The sequence below is a fragment of the Sorangiineae bacterium MSr11367 genome, assembly GCA_037157805.1.
In the GTDB taxonomy this organism is placed as follows: domain Bacteria; phylum Myxococcota_A; class Polyangia; order Polyangiales; family Polyangiaceae; genus Pendulispora; species Pendulispora rubella.
In genome coordinates, this window is record CP089983.1 from 2,620,130 (window position 1) to 2,638,409 (window position 18,280).

General features: G+C 63.6%; 13 protein-coding genes. 8 read left to right on the forward strand and 5 right to left on the reverse strand.

Annotated features, from left to right (window positions below):
• The first annotated feature begins 171 nt into the window (after window positions 1-171).
• The 5 genes from LVJ94_10450 to LVJ94_10470 all read left to right on the forward strand — a co-directional run bounded on the left by LVJ94_10450 (window position 172) and on the right by LVJ94_10470 (window position 9,292).
• Complete coding sequence (locus LVJ94_10450; GenBank protein WXB07650.1) at window positions 172-1,047, forward strand: fatty acid desaturase; 876 nt, start codon at window positions 172-174, stop codon at window positions 1,045-1,047.
• Window positions 1,044-1,835 (forward strand): PhnD/SsuA/transferrin family substrate-binding protein, encoded by a 792-nt coding sequence (locus LVJ94_10455; GenBank protein ID WXB07651.1) that lies wholly within the window; start codon window positions 1,044-1,046, stop codon window positions 1,833-1,835. Before LVJ94_10450 ends, LVJ94_10455 begins: the two co-directional genes overlap by 4 nt.
• 121 nt (window positions 1,836-1,956) lie before the next feature.
• Window positions 1,957-3,060, forward strand: coding sequence for an efflux RND transporter periplasmic adaptor subunit (locus LVJ94_10460; protein ID WXB07652.1), 1,104 nt, complete (start codon window positions 1,957-1,959; stop codon window positions 3,058-3,060).
• A 16-nt stretch (window positions 3,061-3,076) separates the two neighbouring features.
• Entirely contained in the window at window positions 3,077-6,256 is a 3,180-nt protein-coding gene (locus LVJ94_10465; GenBank protein WXB07653.1) for a multidrug efflux RND transporter permease subunit, read from the forward strand.
• A 228-nt stretch (window positions 6,257-6,484) separates the two neighbouring features.
• Window positions 6,485-9,292: a hypothetical protein gene (locus tag LVJ94_10470; protein WXB07654.1), complete on the forward strand. Its 2,808-nt coding sequence runs from the start codon at window positions 6,485-6,487 to the stop codon at window positions 9,290-9,292.
• Window positions 9,293-9,439: 147 nt separating this feature from the next.
• On the opposite strand, the gene LVJ94_10475 is transcribed toward LVJ94_10470, so the two are convergent.
• Complete coding sequence (locus LVJ94_10475) at window positions 9,440-10,276, reverse strand: serine protease (GenBank protein WXB07655.1); 837 nt, start codon at window positions 10,274-10,276, stop codon at window positions 9,440-9,442.
• Between the two features lie 457 nt (window positions 10,277-10,733).
• Here LVJ94_10475 and LVJ94_10480 point away from each other — a divergent pair, with 457 nt between their 5' ends.
• Window positions 10,734-11,540, forward strand: a complete 807-nt coding sequence (locus LVJ94_10480) for a crotonase/enoyl-CoA hydratase family protein (protein WXB07656.1) — start codon at window positions 10,734-10,736, stop codon at window positions 11,538-11,540.
• 5 nt (window positions 11,541-11,545) lie between these two features.
• Here the strand turns inward: LVJ94_10480 and LVJ94_10485 are convergent, their stop codons facing one another.
• Window positions 11,546-12,970, reverse strand: coding sequence for a dipeptidase (locus tag LVJ94_10485; protein ID WXB07657.1), 1,425 nt, complete (start codon window positions 12,968-12,970; stop codon window positions 11,546-11,548).
• Here LVJ94_10485 and LVJ94_10490 point away from each other — a divergent pair.
• Window positions 12,969-13,847, forward strand: coding sequence for a hypothetical protein (locus tag LVJ94_10490; GenBank protein ID WXB07658.1), 879 nt, complete (start codon window positions 12,969-12,971; stop codon window positions 13,845-13,847). The two genes, LVJ94_10485 and LVJ94_10490, sit on opposite strands and share 2 nt — an antisense overlap.
• On the opposite strand, the gene LVJ94_10495 is transcribed toward LVJ94_10490, so the two are convergent.
• Both LVJ94_10495 and LVJ94_10500 read right to left on the reverse strand, forming a co-directional pair.
• Window positions 13,831-14,769 (reverse strand): metallophosphoesterase, encoded by a 939-nt coding sequence (locus LVJ94_10495; protein ID WXB07659.1) that lies wholly within the window; start codon window positions 14,767-14,769, stop codon window positions 13,831-13,833. The genes LVJ94_10490 and LVJ94_10495 overlap by 17 nt on opposite strands.
• A gap of 65 nt (window positions 14,770-14,834) precedes the next feature.
• Window positions 14,835-16,388: an NAD(P)/FAD-dependent oxidoreductase gene (locus LVJ94_10500; GenBank protein WXB07660.1), complete on the reverse strand. Its 1,554-nt coding sequence runs from the start codon at window positions 16,386-16,388 to the stop codon at window positions 14,835-14,837.
• Window positions 16,389-16,562: 174 nt separating this feature from the next.
• Between LVJ94_10500 and LVJ94_10505 the strand changes: the two genes are divergently transcribed.
• Window positions 16,563-17,132, forward strand: a complete 570-nt coding sequence (locus tag LVJ94_10505) for a TetR/AcrR family transcriptional regulator (GenBank protein WXB07661.1) — start codon at window positions 16,563-16,565, stop codon at window positions 17,130-17,132.
• Window positions 17,133-17,284: 152 nt separating this feature from the next.
• On the opposite strand, the gene LVJ94_10510 is transcribed toward LVJ94_10505, so the two are convergent.
• Window positions 17,285-18,118 (reverse strand): SDR family NAD(P)-dependent oxidoreductase, encoded by an 834-nt coding sequence (locus tag LVJ94_10510; GenBank protein WXB07662.1) that lies wholly within the window; start codon window positions 18,116-18,118, stop codon window positions 17,285-17,287.
• Between the last annotated feature and the right edge of the window lie 162 nt (window positions 18,119-18,280).

The window sequence follows — 18,280 nt, forward strand, 5'->3', positions numbered from 1 at the left end:
CGAATCACTTGTGAGCTCACCCCGCTAGATTGCCGCGCCCGGGCCGCCTCTTCAAATGGTTCGAGTACGAAAATTCTATGTGTGGACCTTGGCTGTTTTTGGCTGCATCCGCGGTTGCGTGGGATGGAAATTCCTTTATAACAGACGTATGTCCGTCAAACGGGACGTGCCATGTGGGCGCGTCTTCACGGTCCGACCTGGCTCGTTGCCCTTCTAACCTACGGCGGATGGCTTGCGCTGACCTATGCGCACCGCGCGCTGCCGCTGCCCATCCTCGCGCTGCTCGGCGGCTTCGTGGTGGCGTGGCATGGTTCGCTCCAACACGAGACGATCCATGGTCATCCGGCCGGGGCCAAGTGGCTCGGGCGTGCCCTTGGAGCGCCGCCACTCGCGCTATGGCTTCCGTACGAGATTTACCGCGATAGCCACAGGCGTCACCACGCCACCGCGCACCTGACGCACCCGGAGCACGATCCCGAGTCGCTGCTCTGCAGCCGCGCGGCGTGGAGGCGTATGACGCGATGGCAGCGTGTGCTCTTTCTCACCCAGACCACGGCGCTCGGGCGGCTCGTTCTCGGGCCCTTCGTCACCATCGGCCGATTTCTCGCCGAGGAGGTGGTGCTCCTGGTTCGTAGCGAACCCGGACGGCGCCGCATCTGGGCGCTTCACGCCGTCGCGATCGCGTGGGTGCTCGGCTGGGTCCTCGGCGTCGCCGGCATGCCGCTCTGGAAATACCTTCTCGTCTTCGTCTACCCCGGCACGGCGCTGACCTTGTTGCGCTCGCTCGCCGAGCACCGCGTCGATGCGATCCGCGAGCGGCGAACCACCGTCGTCGAGGCGGGATGGCTCTTTCGCCTCCTCTATTTGAACAACAACTTCCACGTGCTGCACCACCGTGCTCCGCACGTCCCCTGGTTCGAGCTGCCCGCGATGTGGCGGCGTGAGCGCACCCGCATTCGAAGCTCGCACGTCGTTCACTCGGCGGGTTATCTTTCGCTGGTGCGCGCCCACGCGGTAAAGCCCATCATCGACATCGAGAACCTTTGAGCCACCTCGCCAACCTCGGGATGTACGACGGCGGCGATTTGACGCGCGCCAACGACGAACTCTGGGCCATCATCGCGGAGCATTTGCGTGCGCGCGGCATTGCCGATGTGCCCGCGGCCCTCACGCGCGGACCGCTCGAGGACATCTGGAACGAGCGCCTCCTCTTCGGGCAAACCTGTGGCTACCCGTTCATCTCACGCCTCGCCGGCACCTTGCAGATCGTCGGCACACCGGTCTACGACTGGCCGGGTTGCGAAGGCGCCACGCATCGCAGCTTCATCGTCGTCGCGGCGGCATCCCCGTTTCGCCGTCTCGAAGATCTCCTCGGCCGTCACGCCGTGATCAACGACCCCGAGTCCAACTCGGGTCGGAACCTTTTTGGCGACGCGCTTGCGTCCGTCGGGGCGCGCGCGCCCTTCTTCCACGAGGTGTCGGTCAGCGGCAGCCACGCTCGGAGCCTTCGCGATGTGGCGGAACATTCCGCCGACGTTGCGGCCATCGACAACGTCTCCTATGCGCATTTTTTGCGGGCCCATCCTACTTTGAAGGACGCGATCCGCATCCTACATGAGACGCGTCCAAGCCCGGCACTGCCGTTCGTGACGGCCTCGCAACATCACGCATCCACGATTTTCGATGCCGTGTGTGAAGCGCTGAACGATGCTAGGACCGAGGGGGCACGCCGCGTCCTCCGGCTCGTGGGCATCGAGCCTCTCGAACGGCAAGCCTATGAAATAACACGAGAGTTCTCGGCCCGCGCAGACGAAGTCTTCGGTCCACGACCTTAACGATTTGTAATCGTTGGACTTGCAGTCGGTCGGGAGAGGCCCCATGAACTCTGGCCCCCTCAAGCTCGGTTGCTGAAATTTCAGAGGGCCGGTCAACGAAGGGTTTCGAAGAGAGCGACGGATGCGAACTTTAGCGGCGGTACTCGTTTTGGGCGCGCTTTGCGGATGTGGGAAAGCGGCGGGAGGAACGGAGGCGGCCGGCGGCGAGGCTCCAAAGCTTCCCGTCGACGTGCAGACGCTGCACGACGAAGAGCTCGTCGACGGCACGGAGTACTTGGCGCAGTTGGTTTCGCGCCATCATGTCGCGGTTTATCCGCAGGTGACCGGCGTGGTGGTGCAGATCCTCGTCAAGCCCGGCGAGAGCGTGAAGCGCGGCGCCGCACTCCTCCAGATCGATCCGCGCCGCGAGGCGGCGAACCTGGCCAACCAGGTCGCGGCGAAGAGCCAGCGCGAGGCGAGCCTGGAGCTGGCCAAGCGCAACGAAGAGCGTTCCACCCGTCTGTTCCGCGAGGGGCTGGTGACCCAAGCGCAGTTCGACCAAGCGCGGAGCGCGCGCGCGGTCGCCGAACAAGACGTGAATGCGCAGGAGGCGAGCATCGCCGCGCAGAATACGCAGCTGAATTACTTCCGAATCACCGCGCCCTTCGACGGCACGGTGGGCGACATCCCCATCAAGATCGGCGACCTGGTCTCGGCGCAGACCAAGCTGACCAGCGTCGACGACAACACGAACCTCGAGGCCTACGTGAACTTGCCGGTGGAAAAGCTGGCGGAGCTCACCGACAAGAGCCGCATCGAGATCCTCGATCCGTTCGGCAAGGTGGTGGGGCAGGCGCCCATCCACTTCATCGCGCCGGAGGCCAATCCGGCGGTGCAGTCCGTTCTGGTGAAGGCGGTCATCCCCAACGAAACGGGCACGCTGCGTGCGGCGCAGGTGGCGCGCGCCCGGGTCGTCTTCAACACGCACCCCGGTGTGCGCGTGCTGGCGTCCAGCATCACGCGGCAGGTCGGGCAGTATTTCGTCTTCGTCTCGGAGGGTGACGGCAAGAACGGTGCGGTGGTGAAGCAACGCCCCGTGGAGCTCGGCCCGCTCGACGATAAACGCTATACGGTTCTCAAAGGGCTCAAGGCAGGCGACAAAGTCGTGACGAGCCAATTGCAAAAGCTCCGCGACGGCGCGCCCGTCGAGCCGACGGAGGCCGCTTCGACGGCCTTGTCCAAGTAGTACGAGGCGAACCAACATGGTCGATTTCTTCATTCGGCGGGTCGTGTTCGCCATGGTCTGCGCGATGATCATCGTGCTTTCCGGCTCGGTGGTCATCCCCGGACTGCCCATTGCGCAATATCCAAATATCGCGCTGCCGCAGGTCAACGTGTCGGCGAACTACATCGGCGCGAGCGCGGCGGAGGTGGAGGCTTCGGTCACCATTCCGCTCGAGCAGCAGATCAACGGCGTGCCCGGTGCGCAGTACATCACGTCCACCTCGGGCAACGACGGTTCGAGCCAGATCAGCATCACGTTCTCCCCGACGCGTGACATCGACCTCGCGGCCGTCGACGTGCAGAACCGGGTCAACACCGCACTCGGCCTTCTCCCGGTCGACGTGCGCACGCTCGGCGTGGTGATCTCGAAGTCCAGCGGTACCTTCGTCGAAGGCGTCGCGCTCTTCACCAAGGACGATCGGTACACCGAGCAGTTCATGAGCAACTACGCCGACGTCTACATGAAGACGGTGCTCAAGCGCATTCCCGGCGTATCCGACGTCGAGATCTTCGGCGAGCGTCGCTTCTCCATGCGCGTGTGGCTCGATCCGGCGAAGCTCGCATCCCGCGGCATCAGCCCGAGCCAGGTCGTGACGGCCCTGCGCGAGCAGAACTTCCGCGTGGCGGCGGGATCGATTGGTGCCCAGCCGGCGCCGGAGAATCTCAATTATCAATTCTCCGTGCGCGCCCTCGGACGCCTCGTGGAGGCGGACGACTTCGCGAGCGTCATCGTGAAGTCGCAACCCGACGGCACCTTGGTGCGCGTGCGCGACATCGGGCGGGTCGAGCTCGGGTCGGAGGACTACAATTCGCTCTCCAGCTGGAAGGGGCACAAAACCGTCGGACTGGGCATCACCCAGCTGCCCGGTGCCAATGCCCTCGAGGTCAAAGAGCTGGTCGAAAAAGAAATCGCGCGCTTGGCCCAGGCGTTCCCGCCGGGCCTGGAGCGCGAGATCATCTTCGACTCGACGGCGCCGGTGAGCGCCTCGATCCACGAGGTGCTCATCACCTTGTTCGAGGCGATTCTGCTGGTCATCGCGACCATCTTCGTCTTCTTGCACGGGTGGCGCGCCACCTTGATTCCGGCGATCACCATTCCGGTTTCGCTGGTGGGCACGTTCATCTTCGTCAAGCTGTTCGGCTTTTCGATCAACACGCTCACCATGTTCGGCCTCACCCTGGCCACGGGCCTGGTGGTCGACGATGCCATCGTGGTCATCGAGAACATCTCGCGCGTGACCGAGGAGCACGGGCTCAAAGGCATGGCGGCCGCCTCGCGCGGCATGAAGGAGGTGACCTCCGCGGTCATCGCCACGTCGCTGGTGCTCATTGCCGTGTTCATCCCGGTGTCGTTCTTCCCCGGCACGACGGGAAAGATCTATCAGCAGTTCTCGCTGACCATCGCCTTCAGCATCGCGCTCTCGGCCTTCAATGCCATTACGTTGACGCCGGCACTGTCTGCGCGCCTTCTCAAAGGCCATCATGGATCGAAATGGGCCGGCTTCCGCGCCTTCGATCGCGTGCTCGACGCCGTGCGCGGCGTCTATGGGGCCATGCTCAGGCGCGTGCTGCGCCACCGGTTCATCGCGTTGGCCGCGTTCTTGGGGCTTACCGCGTTCACCGGGTGGGTCTACCAGAAGGTGCCCAGCGGATTCGTCCCCGAGGAAGATCAAGGCTGGTTCATCATCGCCGTGGTCGCGCCCGAGGGTGGAAGCACCTCGACGACCCGCGCCGCGCTCGACAAGGTCGACGCCATCACCGCGAAGGCGCCCGAGATCATCGGCTGCTTCTCCATTGCGGGATGGTCGGTCATCGGCGGCGGTGCCCCGAACCGCGGCGTCGCGTTCTGCAACTTGCACGATTGGGATCACCGCCCGGGCAAGGAGCACCATTTGTCCGCGGTCATCGACCGATTGCGCGAACCCTTGATGGGTATTGGTGAGGCCATGGCCTTCCCCTTCGCGCCGCCGGCCATCGATGGCGTGGGTGGCTTCGGCGGATTCCAATTCGAGGTGGAGGATCAATCGGGCAATCCGAGCGTCGACGATCTGGCCGCGTCGATGAACAAGCTGGTGGACGCGGCGAACAAGGATCCGCGGCTCGCCTCGGTGTTTTCGTCCTTCACCGCGAACGATCCGCAGCTTCTGGTGGAGGTCGATCGCGAGAAGGCCAAGGCGCTCGACGTTTCGCTCGACGAGCTTTTCTCGACGCTCCAGATTTACATGGGGTCGCAGTACGTCAACGACTTCGTCTTCGGCACGCGCACCTACCGCGTTTACGTGCAGGCCGAGGCGGAGAAGCGCTCCAAGCCCCGCGACATCGAGTCGTATTACGTTCGCTCCGAGACGGGGCAGATGATCCCGCTCGGCAACCTCATTCACGTCAAGCAGACGACGAGCGCGCAGACGATCACCCACTACAACCTGTTTCGCTCGGTGGAGATCTCCGGTGCTCCGGCGCCGGGCAAGACCTCGGGCGAGGCGATGGCCGCGATGGGCGAAGTGGCCAAGCGCGAGCTGCCGCCGGGGATGGCATTCGAGTGGTCGGGCCTCTCGCGTGAGGAGCTTCAATCGGGCGGGCAGACGTTCATCATCTTCGGCCTGGGCCTGGTGTTCGTGTTCCTGGTGCTGTCGGCACAGTACGAGAGCTTCGTATTGCCGCTCATCATCATCTTGGGTGTCCCGGTTGGTCTGCTCGGCGCTCTTTTGGGCCAATGGTCCCGGGGTTACGCCAACGACGTGTTCTGCCAGGTCGGATTGGTCATGATGATCGGCCTCGCCAGCAAGAATGCGATCCTCATCGTCGAATTTGCCAAAGAGTTGCGTGATAAAGGCATGCCGATTGTGCAGGCGGCGATTCAGGCATCCGAGACGCGTCTCCGGCCGATCCTGATGACATCCATCGCATTCCTCCTCGGCCTCGTCCCGCTGTTGGTGGCGAGCGGCGCGGGCGCGGCGAGCCGTCGTTCGCTCGGCACGGCCGTTTTCGGCGGCATGGCGCTATCGACCGTGTTGAACATCTTCTTCATTCCGACGCTCTACGTGTTGGTCGAACAGCTGCGCGAATGGGTTTCGCGCTCGTCGAAGAAGCCCGCCTCGGATGAAGAGGCGCCTTCGGCCGACACCGAAGGTGGCGCAGAGTTCTCCTCGGCGGAGTAGTGGCAGGGGAGGCTCTTTTCTCCCCTAAACCCTAAACCCTATCCCCTAACCCCTTTCTCTCCCTACACGCGGTGACAGCGCACCGCGACGCACGTACTCAAATTGCGCCGTGTGCAAACGCTCGTGCTTGCACACGGTGCGATCATGGTAACGTTGGAATTCTGCGTTGGTATTGGCTTTTAGCGACAAAGGCCAAACGGCGATCTGCCATCTAGGCAAAGCTTAGACATGAAAGAGGAGGTGCTCATGGTGTGTCCTGGCCACGCCCGGTCCTTTTTGCGTCGATCCGTCGTCAGTTCGCTGGCCCTTTTCGTGGGCTCTTCTTTTGCGGGATCCGCCAATGCGGATGCTTCTTTCGGCAGCGGCAGTTCCGGCTTTACCACCTTCGAATCCGGTCAAGTTCGGCCATTGGCATTGTCTCCGAGCGGGCGTCTGCTCTTTGCGACGAATACGCCAGACAATCGCCTGGAGGTATTCGAGGTTCGCTCGAATACCCTCGTTCATCGCAGTTCGGTGCCCACGGGGCTCGAACCCGTCGCCGTCGCAGTACGTTCCGAAAACGAGGTTTGGGTCGTCAACCATTTGTCCGACAGCGTCAGCATCGTCTCGTTCGATGATCCGGGGCATGGCCGCGTCGTGCGCACGCTCCACGTGGGCGACGAGCCGCGCGATATCGTATTTGCCGGCCGCGGAAGGGCGAAAGCCTTCATCACCACCGCGCACCGCGGGCAGAATGCACCGTACGATCCGCAGCTTTCCACGCAGGGCGTCGGGCGCGCCGACGTTTGGGTCTTCGACGCAAACCGCCCCGGCGACACGCTGGGAGGGACGCCGCAGGCAATTTTGAATCTCTTCACCGATACCCCGCGCGCCCTCGCCGTGAGCACGGACGGCACCACCGTCTACGCCGCGGGGTTCCACTCGGGAAACAAGACACAGACCATCAACGAGGGATTCATTCCCAACGGCGGCGAGGCCAATGGCGGGCTTCCCGCGCCCAATACGAACTTCCAGGGCATCGTGCAGCCGGAGGTGGGGCTCATCGTGCGCCACAATGGCGCGAATTGGGTGGACGAGCTGGGACGAAGTTGGGATTCCGCGGTTCGGTTTTCCTTGCCGGACAAAGACGTCTTCGCCATCGACGCCACGGCCAACCCACCGGTGTTGCGCCCGGGGGCCTTTGCCGGAGTGGGCACCGTCCTATTCAACATGGCGGTGAACCCGGTGAGCGGCAAAGTGTACGTGTCGAACACGGAAGCGTTCAACGAGGTCCGTTTCGAGGGCGCGGGCAACTTCTCCGGAAGCAGCGTGCGCGGGCACCTGCACGAGAGCCGCATCACCGTACTTGGCATGGGCACCGTCACCCCGCGCCATTTGAACAAGCATATCGACTATGGCACCTGTTGTGCGCCCGTGCCCAATGCCGAAACCGAGAAGAGCCTGGCGTTTCCGCAGAGCATGGCGGTGAGCGCGGACGGAAGGTTGCTCTATGTCTCGGCGCTGGGCTCGAGCAAGGTCGGTATCTTTCGCACCGCGGAGCTGGAGAGCGACAGCTTCGTGCCGAACGAGGGCGATCAGATCCCAGTGAGCGGCGGCGGCCCGACGGGGCTCGTGCTCGACGACGCCCGGCAGCACCTTTACGTGCTCACCCGCTTCGACAACGCGATATCCATTTTGGATCCCGCGTCGCGTCGGGAGATCGCGCACGTGCCGATGTACAATCCGGAGCCGCTCGCCGTCGTGCGCGGGCGCAAGTTCCTCTACGATGCGCGCTTTTCGTCGGCGCACGGTGACTCGGCGTGTGCAAGCTGCCATGTGTTCGGCGATTTCGACAGCCTCGCCTGGGATCTGGGCAATCCGGACAACCCAGTGGTGAACAACCCCGGGCCGTTCGTGGGGCCACCCACCACGGTGGATCCGAACTTCCACCCCATGAAGGGGCCGATGACGACGCAGAGTCTGCGCGGCATGGCGAATCATGGCCCGATGCACTGGCGCGGCGATCGTACGGGCGGCAACGACACACCGTCGGCGCAGCCGGACAGCGGGTCCTTCGACGAGAATGCCGGGTTCCTCAAGTTCAATCCGGCCTTCGCAGATCTGGTAGGCCGCAGCGAGCCCATTCCCGATGCGGACATGCAATCCTTCACCGACTTCATCCTGCAGGTGACGTACCCGCCCAACCCGATTCGGGCTCTGGACGATTCGCTCACCGCGGATCAAAAGGCGGGTCGCGATTTCTTCTTCGGGCCGCCCTCGCTCAAGGGCGAGTTCAATTGCGTGGCGTGCCACAAGCTGGATCCACAGGGCAACCCCGGTTCGAGCGCACCCGGGTTTTTCGGCACGGCCGGGGAGTCGTCCTTCGACTGCATCACGCAGGTGCTCAAGATTCCGCACCTGCGCAATCAGTACCAGAAGGTGGGCATGTTCGGCATGGCCGAGGCGCCGTTCATCAATCCGGGGAACAACGAGTTCCTAGGCGACCAAGTGCGCGGCTTTGGCTTTAGCCACGATGGCTCGTTCGACTCGGTGTTTCGTTTCGTGAGCCTCACGGCGTTCACCCGCGGACCGGGCAATCCCGAGGGGATGCCCACGGGGCCCGAAGGCGACCGCACACGGCGGCAACTGGAATCGTTTCAGCTGGCCTTCGATTCGAACCTGAAGCCGATTGTCGGCCAGCAAGTGACCCTCACGGCGCGCAACAAAGCCTCGGCGTCACCGCGCATCGATCTTTTGCTGGCACGCGCCGATGCGCACGATTGCGATCTCGTGGCCCGCACGCACCTCGGCCGGTCCGAGTCCGGCTTTCTCTATTTGGGAAATGGGCAATTCACGACGAACCACCGTGGCCTTCCGCCGGTGGACGAGAAACTGCTTCGCCGCGCTGCGACCTCGGGCGGTCAAGCGGTGACGTACACCTGCGTTCCGCCCGGCTCGGGCATCCGCATCGGCCTCGATCGCGACAGCGACGGCACCTGGGACGGCGACGAACAAGACGCCGCCACGGACCCCTCGGATCCGGCAAGCCAGCCATAGGCAAAGCTAGAAGAAAATTCACAGGAAGACGGGAAGACGGGAAGGTCTGAGAGGGCATCCGCTCATCGCAGTTTGCCCAATCACAATCCCTAATCTCAAACCTTCCCGTCTTCCCGTCTTCCTGTTCTCTCCCTCTTCGGCGGAGAGTTACTTGTTGGCGATGCTGGTGGCGGCTTCGGCGATTTTGGCGGCGAAGGTGCTCACTTGCGTGTAGACGCCGGGCGCTTTGGCGCGGGCGCAGCCTTCGCCCCAGCTCACGATGCCGATTTCGACCCAGTTGCCGTTTTCGTCCTTGTTGAACATCGGGCCGCCGGAATCACCTTGGCAGGTGTCGATGCCGCCCTTGTCCCAGTTGCCGGCGCAGATTTCGGCGCTGGGGATCAAATCGGAGTAGCTCCCTCCCGCCGATGCGCATTGCGAATCGCTGATGAAGGGAACCGAGGCCTTGAGCAGATAGCGCTGCTGGCTGCCACCCTCGCTCGCCGCGCCCCATCCGGCGACCCCGAACGTGCCGCTGTCGTAGGCCGTCGTGGTGGCGATGGGCAAGGTCACCGCGTTGGGAACGGGGGATTGCAACTTGATGAGGGCCCAGTCGCCGCCCGTCGCCGTATTGTAGGTTGGCGACCGGTAGACGTACTTCGACTTGATCTTCGTGGCCGACGTATCTTGCAAATCGATGACGCCGACCGTCGCGGTGATGCTGGTGTTGTTGCCCGTACCACCGACGCAGTGCGCCGCCGTCAGCACGATTTGATTCGTGTAGAGCGCGCCACCACATCCCATCGACAGGCGCACCATCCAGGGAAACTCTCCTTTGGCGGCCCGCGTTCCACCGACCACGGCTTGCGAGGTCGCTCCGATCTCCGAATCCGTGTCGCTCCTTGCATCGGATGCATCGGATTCCGCGGCGCACCCCACACTCATCATCGCGAGGAGCGAAACAACGAGAGAAGCGCTGCGGACGAAAGTCGTTCGTTGATCCATCGTGGATGTCCTTTCCCCCGCAAATTCATGTCTACGGGGTTCGATTTCGCGCGCCGTTGCGATCCACTTCTCATCGGACCGCGCCGGCCTTCAGGTGTGGGCGGCGGCGATTATGGCGATGTTTGGATTAATTGCATGAAATATTTTTCATGCAGTATGCACATATCAAACGGCTTCGATGGGGCCCGGAACAATGTCGAAATCGATGAAGTGAATCTTATGTAGGTACACGTGCCGAACACATGACCTGCGCCCATCGTCATGTCCAAAGTTTCTCGACGGTAATTGCAAGTCCCGGAAAACTTTGTGGCGCGAAGGTCTCTTCCTCTGCTGCGATTTACGCCACACCGGTATTGGGCATTGGCGACAACGAGTCGTTCGACCGACGCGGGTGTCGGATGTCCTTGAGCCAAGTCTCGCGCTCGTGCTCCGCGTGGACGGTGGTAGATCTTGCGGCATGAGCGAGAACAAATCCGAGGCGGGTGCGACGACCGAGCGGAAGATCACCACCGAGAAGCGAGGGCATGTGCTTCTCATTGGGCTCGACCGGCCCAAGAAGATGAATGCGTTCGACGTCGACATGCTTCGCCAGTTGGGCGACGCCTTCGGCGTGCTCGAAGAGGATCCCGAGTTGCGCGTTGGCGTGGTTTTCGCGCATGGGGATCACTTCACCGCGGGCCTCGATTTGGCCAATGTGGCGCCGCACGTGACCGAGGGGAAGATCGTCTTGGGCGATGGCGCCATCGACCCCTGGGGGATCCATGGGACGCGCCGCACCAAGCCCACCGTCATTGCCGTGCATGGACGATGCCTCACGTTGGGCATCGAGCTATGCCTCGCCCAAGACATCGTGGTCGCGGCTGCGGATACGCGCTTTGCGCAAATCGAGATCAAGCGCGGCATCTACCCCTTTGGCGGGGCCACCTTCCGGCTCGTGCACACGGCAGGGTGGGGCAATGCGATGCGTTGGCTCCTCACCGGCGACGAGTTCGGCGCCGACGAGGCGTTGCGCATCGGTCTCGTGCAGGAGGTGGTGCGCGAAGGGCACCCGCTCGAGCGGGCCCTCGCCATCGCGGAGACCATTGCCGCGCAGGCGCCGCTCGGTGTCAAAGCCACCCTCGAATCGGCCCGTCGCTCCATCGATGAAGAGGCCGCTGTCCGCGAACTCATCCCCGAGATCATCCGCCTCATGGCCACCGAGGACGCCCGCGAAGGCCTCATGTCCTTCATCGAGCGCCGCACCGCGCGTTTCAGCGGCAAATAGGCTCCTCAGTTCATCGGCCCCGTACCAGCGTCCGGCATCGTCGATTCGATCAAGGTCGTATCGCCGTTGCCGGACAGGGTCGTGTTCGTCGATTTGGCGTAAGCCTCGATGGCCTCGAAGGCCCGCATGAAGTTGCCGCCCAGGACCTTGAGCACGTCCTCGTCGCTGTGACCACGCCGCAGAAGCTCCAAAGTAATCTTCGGCAGGCTGTCGATGCCCTCCATGCCCTCGGGCATCGCGCCGACGCCATCGAAGTCCGAACCCAGCCCCACATGATCGATGCCCGCCACGGCGATGACGTGCTCGATGTGATCGATGAGGACCGAAAAGGGCACGCTCGGAAGCGGATCGCTCGCCCGAAGGCGTGCTCGCGCCTCCCGCGCCCCCACGGGATCCGTCTTGGCGCGCTCCCGAAGCTCGGCGAGCTCCTTCTTGTGCCGCTCGGCGTAAGCTTCTTCCGCCTCACCGAACTTGGTATCGAGAAATCCCGAATAGAAATTGATCATGGCCACCCCGCCGTTCTTGGCGAGGGCCTTCAACAGGTCGTCGCTCAGATTGCGCCGGTGTGGCGCGATGCTTCGCGTCGACGAGTGCGAAGCGATGACCGGGGCCTTCGCGATCTTCAGCACGTGCTCGGCTGTCTCGTCGGACACGTGGGAAATGTCGACGAACATGCCAATGCGCTGCATCTCGCGCACCACCTTTTCGCCGAAGGGGCTCAGGCCATGGTGCCGCGTTGCGGCGGCGGCATTGATGCCCGCGGAGTCGGCCCAATCGTTCGTGTTGGTGTGCGTCAGCGTCATGTAACGCACCCCGAGCCGGTGGAACTCACGCAGTGTGCTGAGCGAGTTCTCGATGGCGTGTCCACCCTCGATGCCCATGAGGCACGCGACCTTGCCCTCCCGCTTTGCCTTGCGAACGTCTTCCGCGCGCGTGGCCATGAGAAGCGACTCGGGATGGCGCTCGGCCTGTTGGTAGACGCGGTCGATCATGTCGAGGGCGCGCCGCGCGGGCCCTCCACCGAGGGACGTCGGCTTCTCTGCGAGCGTGTGCTCCACGTAAATCGAGAAAAACTCGCCGGTGATGCCGCCGGCCTTCATGCGCGGTAGATCCGTCTGCAGCGCGACGACCTTGTTTTTGGCTTCAGGATCGGCCAGGTCGATGTCGTGGGCGAGCATCAGCATCGTGATGTCGTTGTGGCCATCGATGATGATGGCTTCCTTGTGAACGCGCGCAGCACGCTGTTCGAGCGTCTCCGCCGGCTGTACGCTCGACAACGAAGGTGCTGCGGCGTCCTCCGAAGGGGCCGATGTGGCACGCGGTGAGTTGCATCCTGTTGTCGAAGCGACCAGCGCAAAGAGGACAATCGAAACACGAGCAACGAGCACGCCTTGAAGATGATCGACGAGCATGGCAAGTAACCTTCGCATGAGCCGTACCCTGCGGGGTTGGAAATGCACCGCCGTGGCCAGCGCCACGGTCCTAGGCATCGCATTGCCGGTTTTCATCGTGGCCTGCGGACTCGAATCGGGAGGTTTCGGTTCGGGCGGCGACTCTGGGAATCCTCCGATCCCAGGTGACGGCGGATCCGAGAGCGGCCCCGTTCCCAACGAGATCTGCAACGGCGAAGACGACAATCGAAATGGCGTCGTCGACGAAGGCTGTCCGAATTGCAGCGATGTACTCGACGGAATCTGCAAAGGCGCGCTGACCTTCGAGCCGTCCGCCCCAGGCACCATGCTCGGTGTTCCCGATACGGCCGATAGCTACTTCCGGTCCCCGTGCAATCCTGGCGGTGCCGTCGTCGGATCCGTGGGCACCGATTCCATCAGTTATACGGAGTCGGTGCTGATCCGCTGCGCGCCCATCGGGCTTCAGCGGGAAAGTGTCGACGCAGGGTTTCAATACCGCGTGGTGTGGACGGGCGAGCCGTACGACACCGGGAGCGCTCACGGGTCGACGAAATTCGACGCCTACAGTGCCCATTGCGAACGGCCCAAAGTCGTCGTGGGCATGAGCGCCGTCGGCGTCGATCTTTCAGGCGGTGGAAACGATGGCATGGCGCGCATCGATCTCCGTTGCGCGGAGCTTCGCGTTTCCGGTGGCCCCGGCGCGTGGACCTTCTCCCATGGAGAGATCTCGACGGTGTCGATTGGCCCGGAATCGTCCACGGCGCCGAAAGATTCGGCCCCCACGCCGCCCGTCATCTGGGGCGGCATGACCGGTCAGCCCGTGTCGAATGGATCGCAGAGGCTGCGTGCCCTCGGCGCCCTGAATCAGATGCCGGTGCTCAACCTGGTTCCTTGAGAGGCGTGATCGTATCGCCCTTGATCTCGAGGGCCTGGACCGGCCCTCCGTAATAGTGCGATAGCCCCACATCGATGCGCCACGCTTTGCGGCTGCACGCTTCGGTGATGCCGCCGTTCTGGACGGTGTGGCCCATGATCATCCGCTTGGCGCCGATACCCTGGAGGGCTTCCTCCAGGGTGGTGCATCGCTCTTCGCCGGGCGTGGAGTACGCGCGCGTCCACACCGGCCCGTCGTCGGCGACCACCACTTGCGGTGGGCGTTCTTTCTTCGCCAGAAGCCACGCGCTCACTTCGTCGTTCATCTTGTCGAGCCCGTAAGCCACGTGCTTCGGCAGGATGCCGCCGTGCACGAACACGCTGTCGCCGACCTTCACGAATAGCGGGCGGTCCGCGAGCATGGCCGCGTAGCGCCCGCCGGGGGCAAACGCCGCGGCACGTCCGCGCGCACTCGGATCGAGCTGCGAGAGGAAGGCCGCCGTGTTCGGATCGCCCGCCGTGACGTCGGCGAACGCGCGAAACGCGCCCGGGGTGACGTAGCGGAAATCGAACACCGCGTTCATGAGCTCGTGATTGCCCACCAGCGCGATGAATTCGCCCCCGGTCTTCTTCGCATCGCCTTTGAGCTTCTCGACCAAGTCGAGGATCTTTCGGTCGTCGTCCCCGCGGTCGATCTCGTCACCGGTTTGAACGATGGTCAGCTTTCCGCCGATCCACACGTCGTTCGCATCGATGGCACCGGCAAGGCGCAGCACGCGACGCGCCTTGTCCAAGTCGCCGTGGAGATCGCCAATGGCCACGATGCGCGCCGGCGTCTCCCGCGTGATGCGGGCCGAAAGCGGTTTCGGCGCCGCGTTCGCCGGGGCGGCGTGGGTCGATGCGGCGGCCGATGCGACCTGCTGCGTCGGCCCCGGCTCGTGCACCTTGCTGCGATCGCAGCCGGCGGCGAGAACCAGTGCCGCGAAGCCCCCCGCGAGTCGAAGAGGGGTTAAGCGGGATTGGCCCGCCCGTTCAACTTGGCGGTGGCCCGCTCTTTCGGCTTCGGTTTGACGATGTGCAGCTTGCTCTTGCCGAGCTCGTAATCGGCGGGCACGAAGCGGCGGGTGCGGGCGCGGAACGCGAAGGTGAAACTCGGCCAGAGAGTCGTATTTTTGCCCTGCTCGTTCAGGTACCAGCTTGCGCATCCCGTGCTCCAGACGGATCCCTTGAGTCGATTCTGGAGGCTCTCGTTGTATTGCTTCTGCAAATCTTCACGAACGTCGACGAAGGAAAGAGAGCGCTCTCGCATCAGTTTGATGCACTCCATGACGTAGTGCACCTGGGACTCGATCATATAGACCATCGAGTTGTGGCCCAAGCCGGTATTGGGCCCCGTCAGCATGAATAAATTGGGGAAGCCTGAAATGGTGGTGCCCAAGTAAGCTTCCGCTCCATCTTTCCAGGCGGTGGCCAGGTCGGCACCGTCGCGCCCGCGGATTTGGACCGGGCCGATGTACTCGTGGACGGCGAATCCGGTGCCGTAGATGATGGCGTCCACCGGGACTTCGCGGCCGTCGTCGGTAACGATGGAGTGCTCCTTCACCTCGGCGATGCCGGTGGTGAGCACCTCGACGTTTGGCTTGTCGAGCGACTGGTAGTAATCGTCCGACTTGAGAATGCGCTTGCAACCAGGGGTGTAGTTGGGGGTGACCTTCTTGCGCAACTCCGGGTTCTTGATGCTGCGGCGAATGTTCGCCTTGCCCATGAGCGCCGCGGCTTTCAACATCGGCGGGTAGATGGTGAAGCCGAAGGCGCGCCACTCGTGCTGCCAGTAAATCTTTTGGCGATAGAGCCAGCGGACGGCCGGCACCTTCTCGAAGAGGAACTTCTCCACCGGATGAAACGCTCGATCGTCCCGGCGGATGATCCAGGGCGCGGTCCGCTGGAAGAGCGTGAGCTGGCCGACCTTGGGCTGGATCTCCGGAATGAACTGGATGGCGCTGGCGCCGGTGCCGATGACCGCGACGCGCTTGCCGGTCAAGTCGTAGTCGTGATTCCACAGGGCGGAGTGGAACTGTTCGCCGCGGAAGCGCTCCCGCCCGCGCAGTTTGGGGTATGCCGGGTTGCTGAGCCCACCGACGCCGCTCACGAGGATGTCGGCGGTGAGGTCTTCGCCGCCCTCGATTCGGATGCGCCACCGCTCGTCTTCGAACTCGGCGCTCACGACCTTGGCGTGGAAACGAACGTGCGGACGGACGTGGTACTTATCGAAGCATCGCTCGAGGTAGGCGCGGATCTCCGACTGCGGGGCGTAAGCACGCGACCAGCTGGCGCTCGGCTCGAACGAGAGCGAGTACAAGTGCGAGGGCACATCGCAGGCGCAACCGGGGTATGTGTTGTCGCGCCAGGTTCCGCCGATGGCGCCGGCGCGTTCGAGCAGCACGAAATCGTCGATCCCCGCTTCTTTGAGCTTGATGGCCATGCACAAGCCCGAAAAACCAGTGCCAATGATTGCAACGGTGACATGCTGACCCATGTCCACGAGTGTACGGTCTGTTGACATGGAGTCAATAACGCGTAGGAAAGCTCTATGAAAACGGGTATTTCTGCTGGTTCCGCAGGTTCTGCCGGCTCGGCCGGCTCCGGTGGAGCCGTGGGGGCAGCATCGAAAGGGGGGGCCCGCTCGCGTCCCGCAAAGGGAAAACGCGAGTCGAAGGCCGCGCGTCCTCGCGAGCGCATGAGCGTCGACGAGCGGCGCGAGCAGCTCGTGGCATTGGGCCTCGCGGCCTTTTCGGCGCAGCCCTACGACGAGGTTTCCCTCGACGAAATTGCGCGCGCCGCCGGCGTTTCACGCGCGCTCATTTTTCATTACTTCCCCACGAAGCGCGACTTCTACATCGCCACGATGCAGGCCGCCGCATCCGAGTTTCTCGCGGCCACGGTGGAGGAGGCGGGGACGCCGCTCGAGCGGTTGAATCTCGGACTCGAGGGACACTTCCGCTACGTCGAGGAGCACGCGTCCGGGTATTCGGCGCTCCTGCGCGGCGGCATCGGCAGCGATCCCGAGATTTTGAAGATCGTCGAGCTGACGCGCACGCACATCCTCAAGGTGATCCTCGCGGAGCTCCCCCAGGGCGTGCGCGAGACCCCGGTGATGCGCTCCGCCCTCCGCGGTTGGATCGGGTTCGTCGAGGCCATCGCCCTCGACTGGATCGATCACCGCGACGTCTCGAGCGCCGAGCTGAAAGCCGTCGCCTTGAAGACCCTCGCCAACCTCCTCGGCGAGCACGCGGCGCGGTTTTTGTGAGAGGGAGAGATTGAACAGGAAGACGGGAAGACGGGAAGGACTTACGGCACTGACAGCACGGAACGCTTTTTTGGGGTTTTCAGTTCGCCCGCTGGCGGATTGAAATCCCAAAAAAACCTTCCCGCCTTCCCGCCTTCATGTGAATTTCTCTCCTACTTGGTGACGCGGGAGAAGCGCTGTTTCACCTTGGTGAGGATACCGCCCGAGGCCCAGTGGAAGGTCTCCGGGGCGGTGCGCTTCATGCGCCAGAGCCAGCGGCCGTTGGCCATGGGCACGGCGTAGAGGTGCTTCTTTTCGACGGACTCGAGGGCCTTGCGCGCGACGTCTTCGGCGCTGAGCTTTTCGCGGTCGAGGAGGCGTTGGCCGAGGGCGCGATCTTGCTGATTCGAGAGGCGTGAATTCTCGATGATGCCGGTCTTGAAGAACATCGGACAGAGCACGGTGACGCCGATATCGAGCGGCCCGAGCTCGGCGTAGAGCGTCTCGGAGAGGGCGACCACCGCGGCCTTGGTCACGTTGTACGGGCCCATTTGCGGTGCGCAGAGGAGCCCCGCGGCGGAGGCGACGTTGAGAATGTGGCCGGCGCGGCGCTCTTTCATCTTCGGCACGAAGTGGTGGCAGCCGTAGACGACGCCCCACAAATTGATGCCCACGATCCACTCCCAATCGGTGAGCGGCACTTCGCCGGTGATGCCGGCGGTGGCGACGCCGGCGTTGTTCACGAGCAAGTCGGTTCCGCCAAAGCGCGATTCGGCTTCGGCCGCGAGCTTCTCGACCTCGTCGGACTTGGCGACGTCGACGCCCATGGCGAAGACGTCCCGGGCGCCGGCATCGCGGGCCAAAATCGCGGTTTCTTCCGCGGTGTCTTTGCGCACGTCGGCGACGAGGATGCGCGCGCCGCGCTTGGCCAATTCGATGCAGAGCGCGCGACCGAGGCCGCCGCCGCCGCCTGTGACGACCGCTCGAGGGTGTTGGGGAAGGCTCATCGTGGCGCCGATGCTAACGCAACATTCGAGGAATTGTCCCGGTCTTGCGAGTCCCTTGCATTCAAGCGGCGGCAGCGGGACAGTCCGGCGAGCCCGGCGCCCTCGTCCGTCCTTGCGTGCGAGGATCGCCAAAGGTGATGGCGACTCTCGTTTCCTGACCGT

Coding starts and splice junctions, on each gene's coding strand:
- LVJ94_10450 (WXB07650.1), top strand. CDS start 172: ATGTGGGCGCGTCTTCACGGTCCGACCTGGCTCGTTGCCCTTCTAACC.
- LVJ94_10475 (WXB07655.1), bottom strand. CDS start 10,276: ATGGATCAACGAACGACTTTCGTCCGCAGCGCTTCTCTCGTTGTTTCG.
- LVJ94_10500 (WXB07660.1), bottom strand. CDS start 16,388: ATGTCAACAGACCGTACACTCGTGGACATGGGTCAGCATGTCACCGTT.
- LVJ94_10465 (WXB07653.1), top strand. CDS start 3,077: ATGGTCGATTTCTTCATTCGGCGGGTCGTGTTCGCCATGGTCTGCGCG.
- LVJ94_10460 (WXB07652.1), top strand. CDS start 1,957: ATGCGAACTTTAGCGGCGGTACTCGTTTTGGGCGCGCTTTGCGGATGT.
- LVJ94_10510 (WXB07662.1), bottom strand. CDS start 18,118: ATGAGCCTTCCCCAACACCCTCGAGCGGTCGTCACAGGCGGCGGCGGC.
- LVJ94_10505 (WXB07661.1), top strand. CDS start 16,563: ATGAGCGTCGACGAGCGGCGCGAGCAGCTCGTGGCATTGGGCCTCGCG.
- LVJ94_10470 (WXB07654.1), top strand. CDS start 6,485: ATGAAAGAGGAGGTGCTCATGGTGTGTCCTGGCCACGCCCGGTCCTTT.
- LVJ94_10485 (WXB07657.1), bottom strand. CDS start 12,970: ATGCGAAGGTTACTTGCCATGCTCGTCGATCATCTTCAAGGCGTGCTC.
- LVJ94_10490 (WXB07658.1), top strand. CDS start 12,969: ATGAGCCGTACCCTGCGGGGTTGGAAATGCACCGCCGTGGCCAGCGCC.
- LVJ94_10480 (WXB07656.1), top strand. CDS start 10,734: ATGAGCGAGAACAAATCCGAGGCGGGTGCGACGACCGAGCGGAAGATC.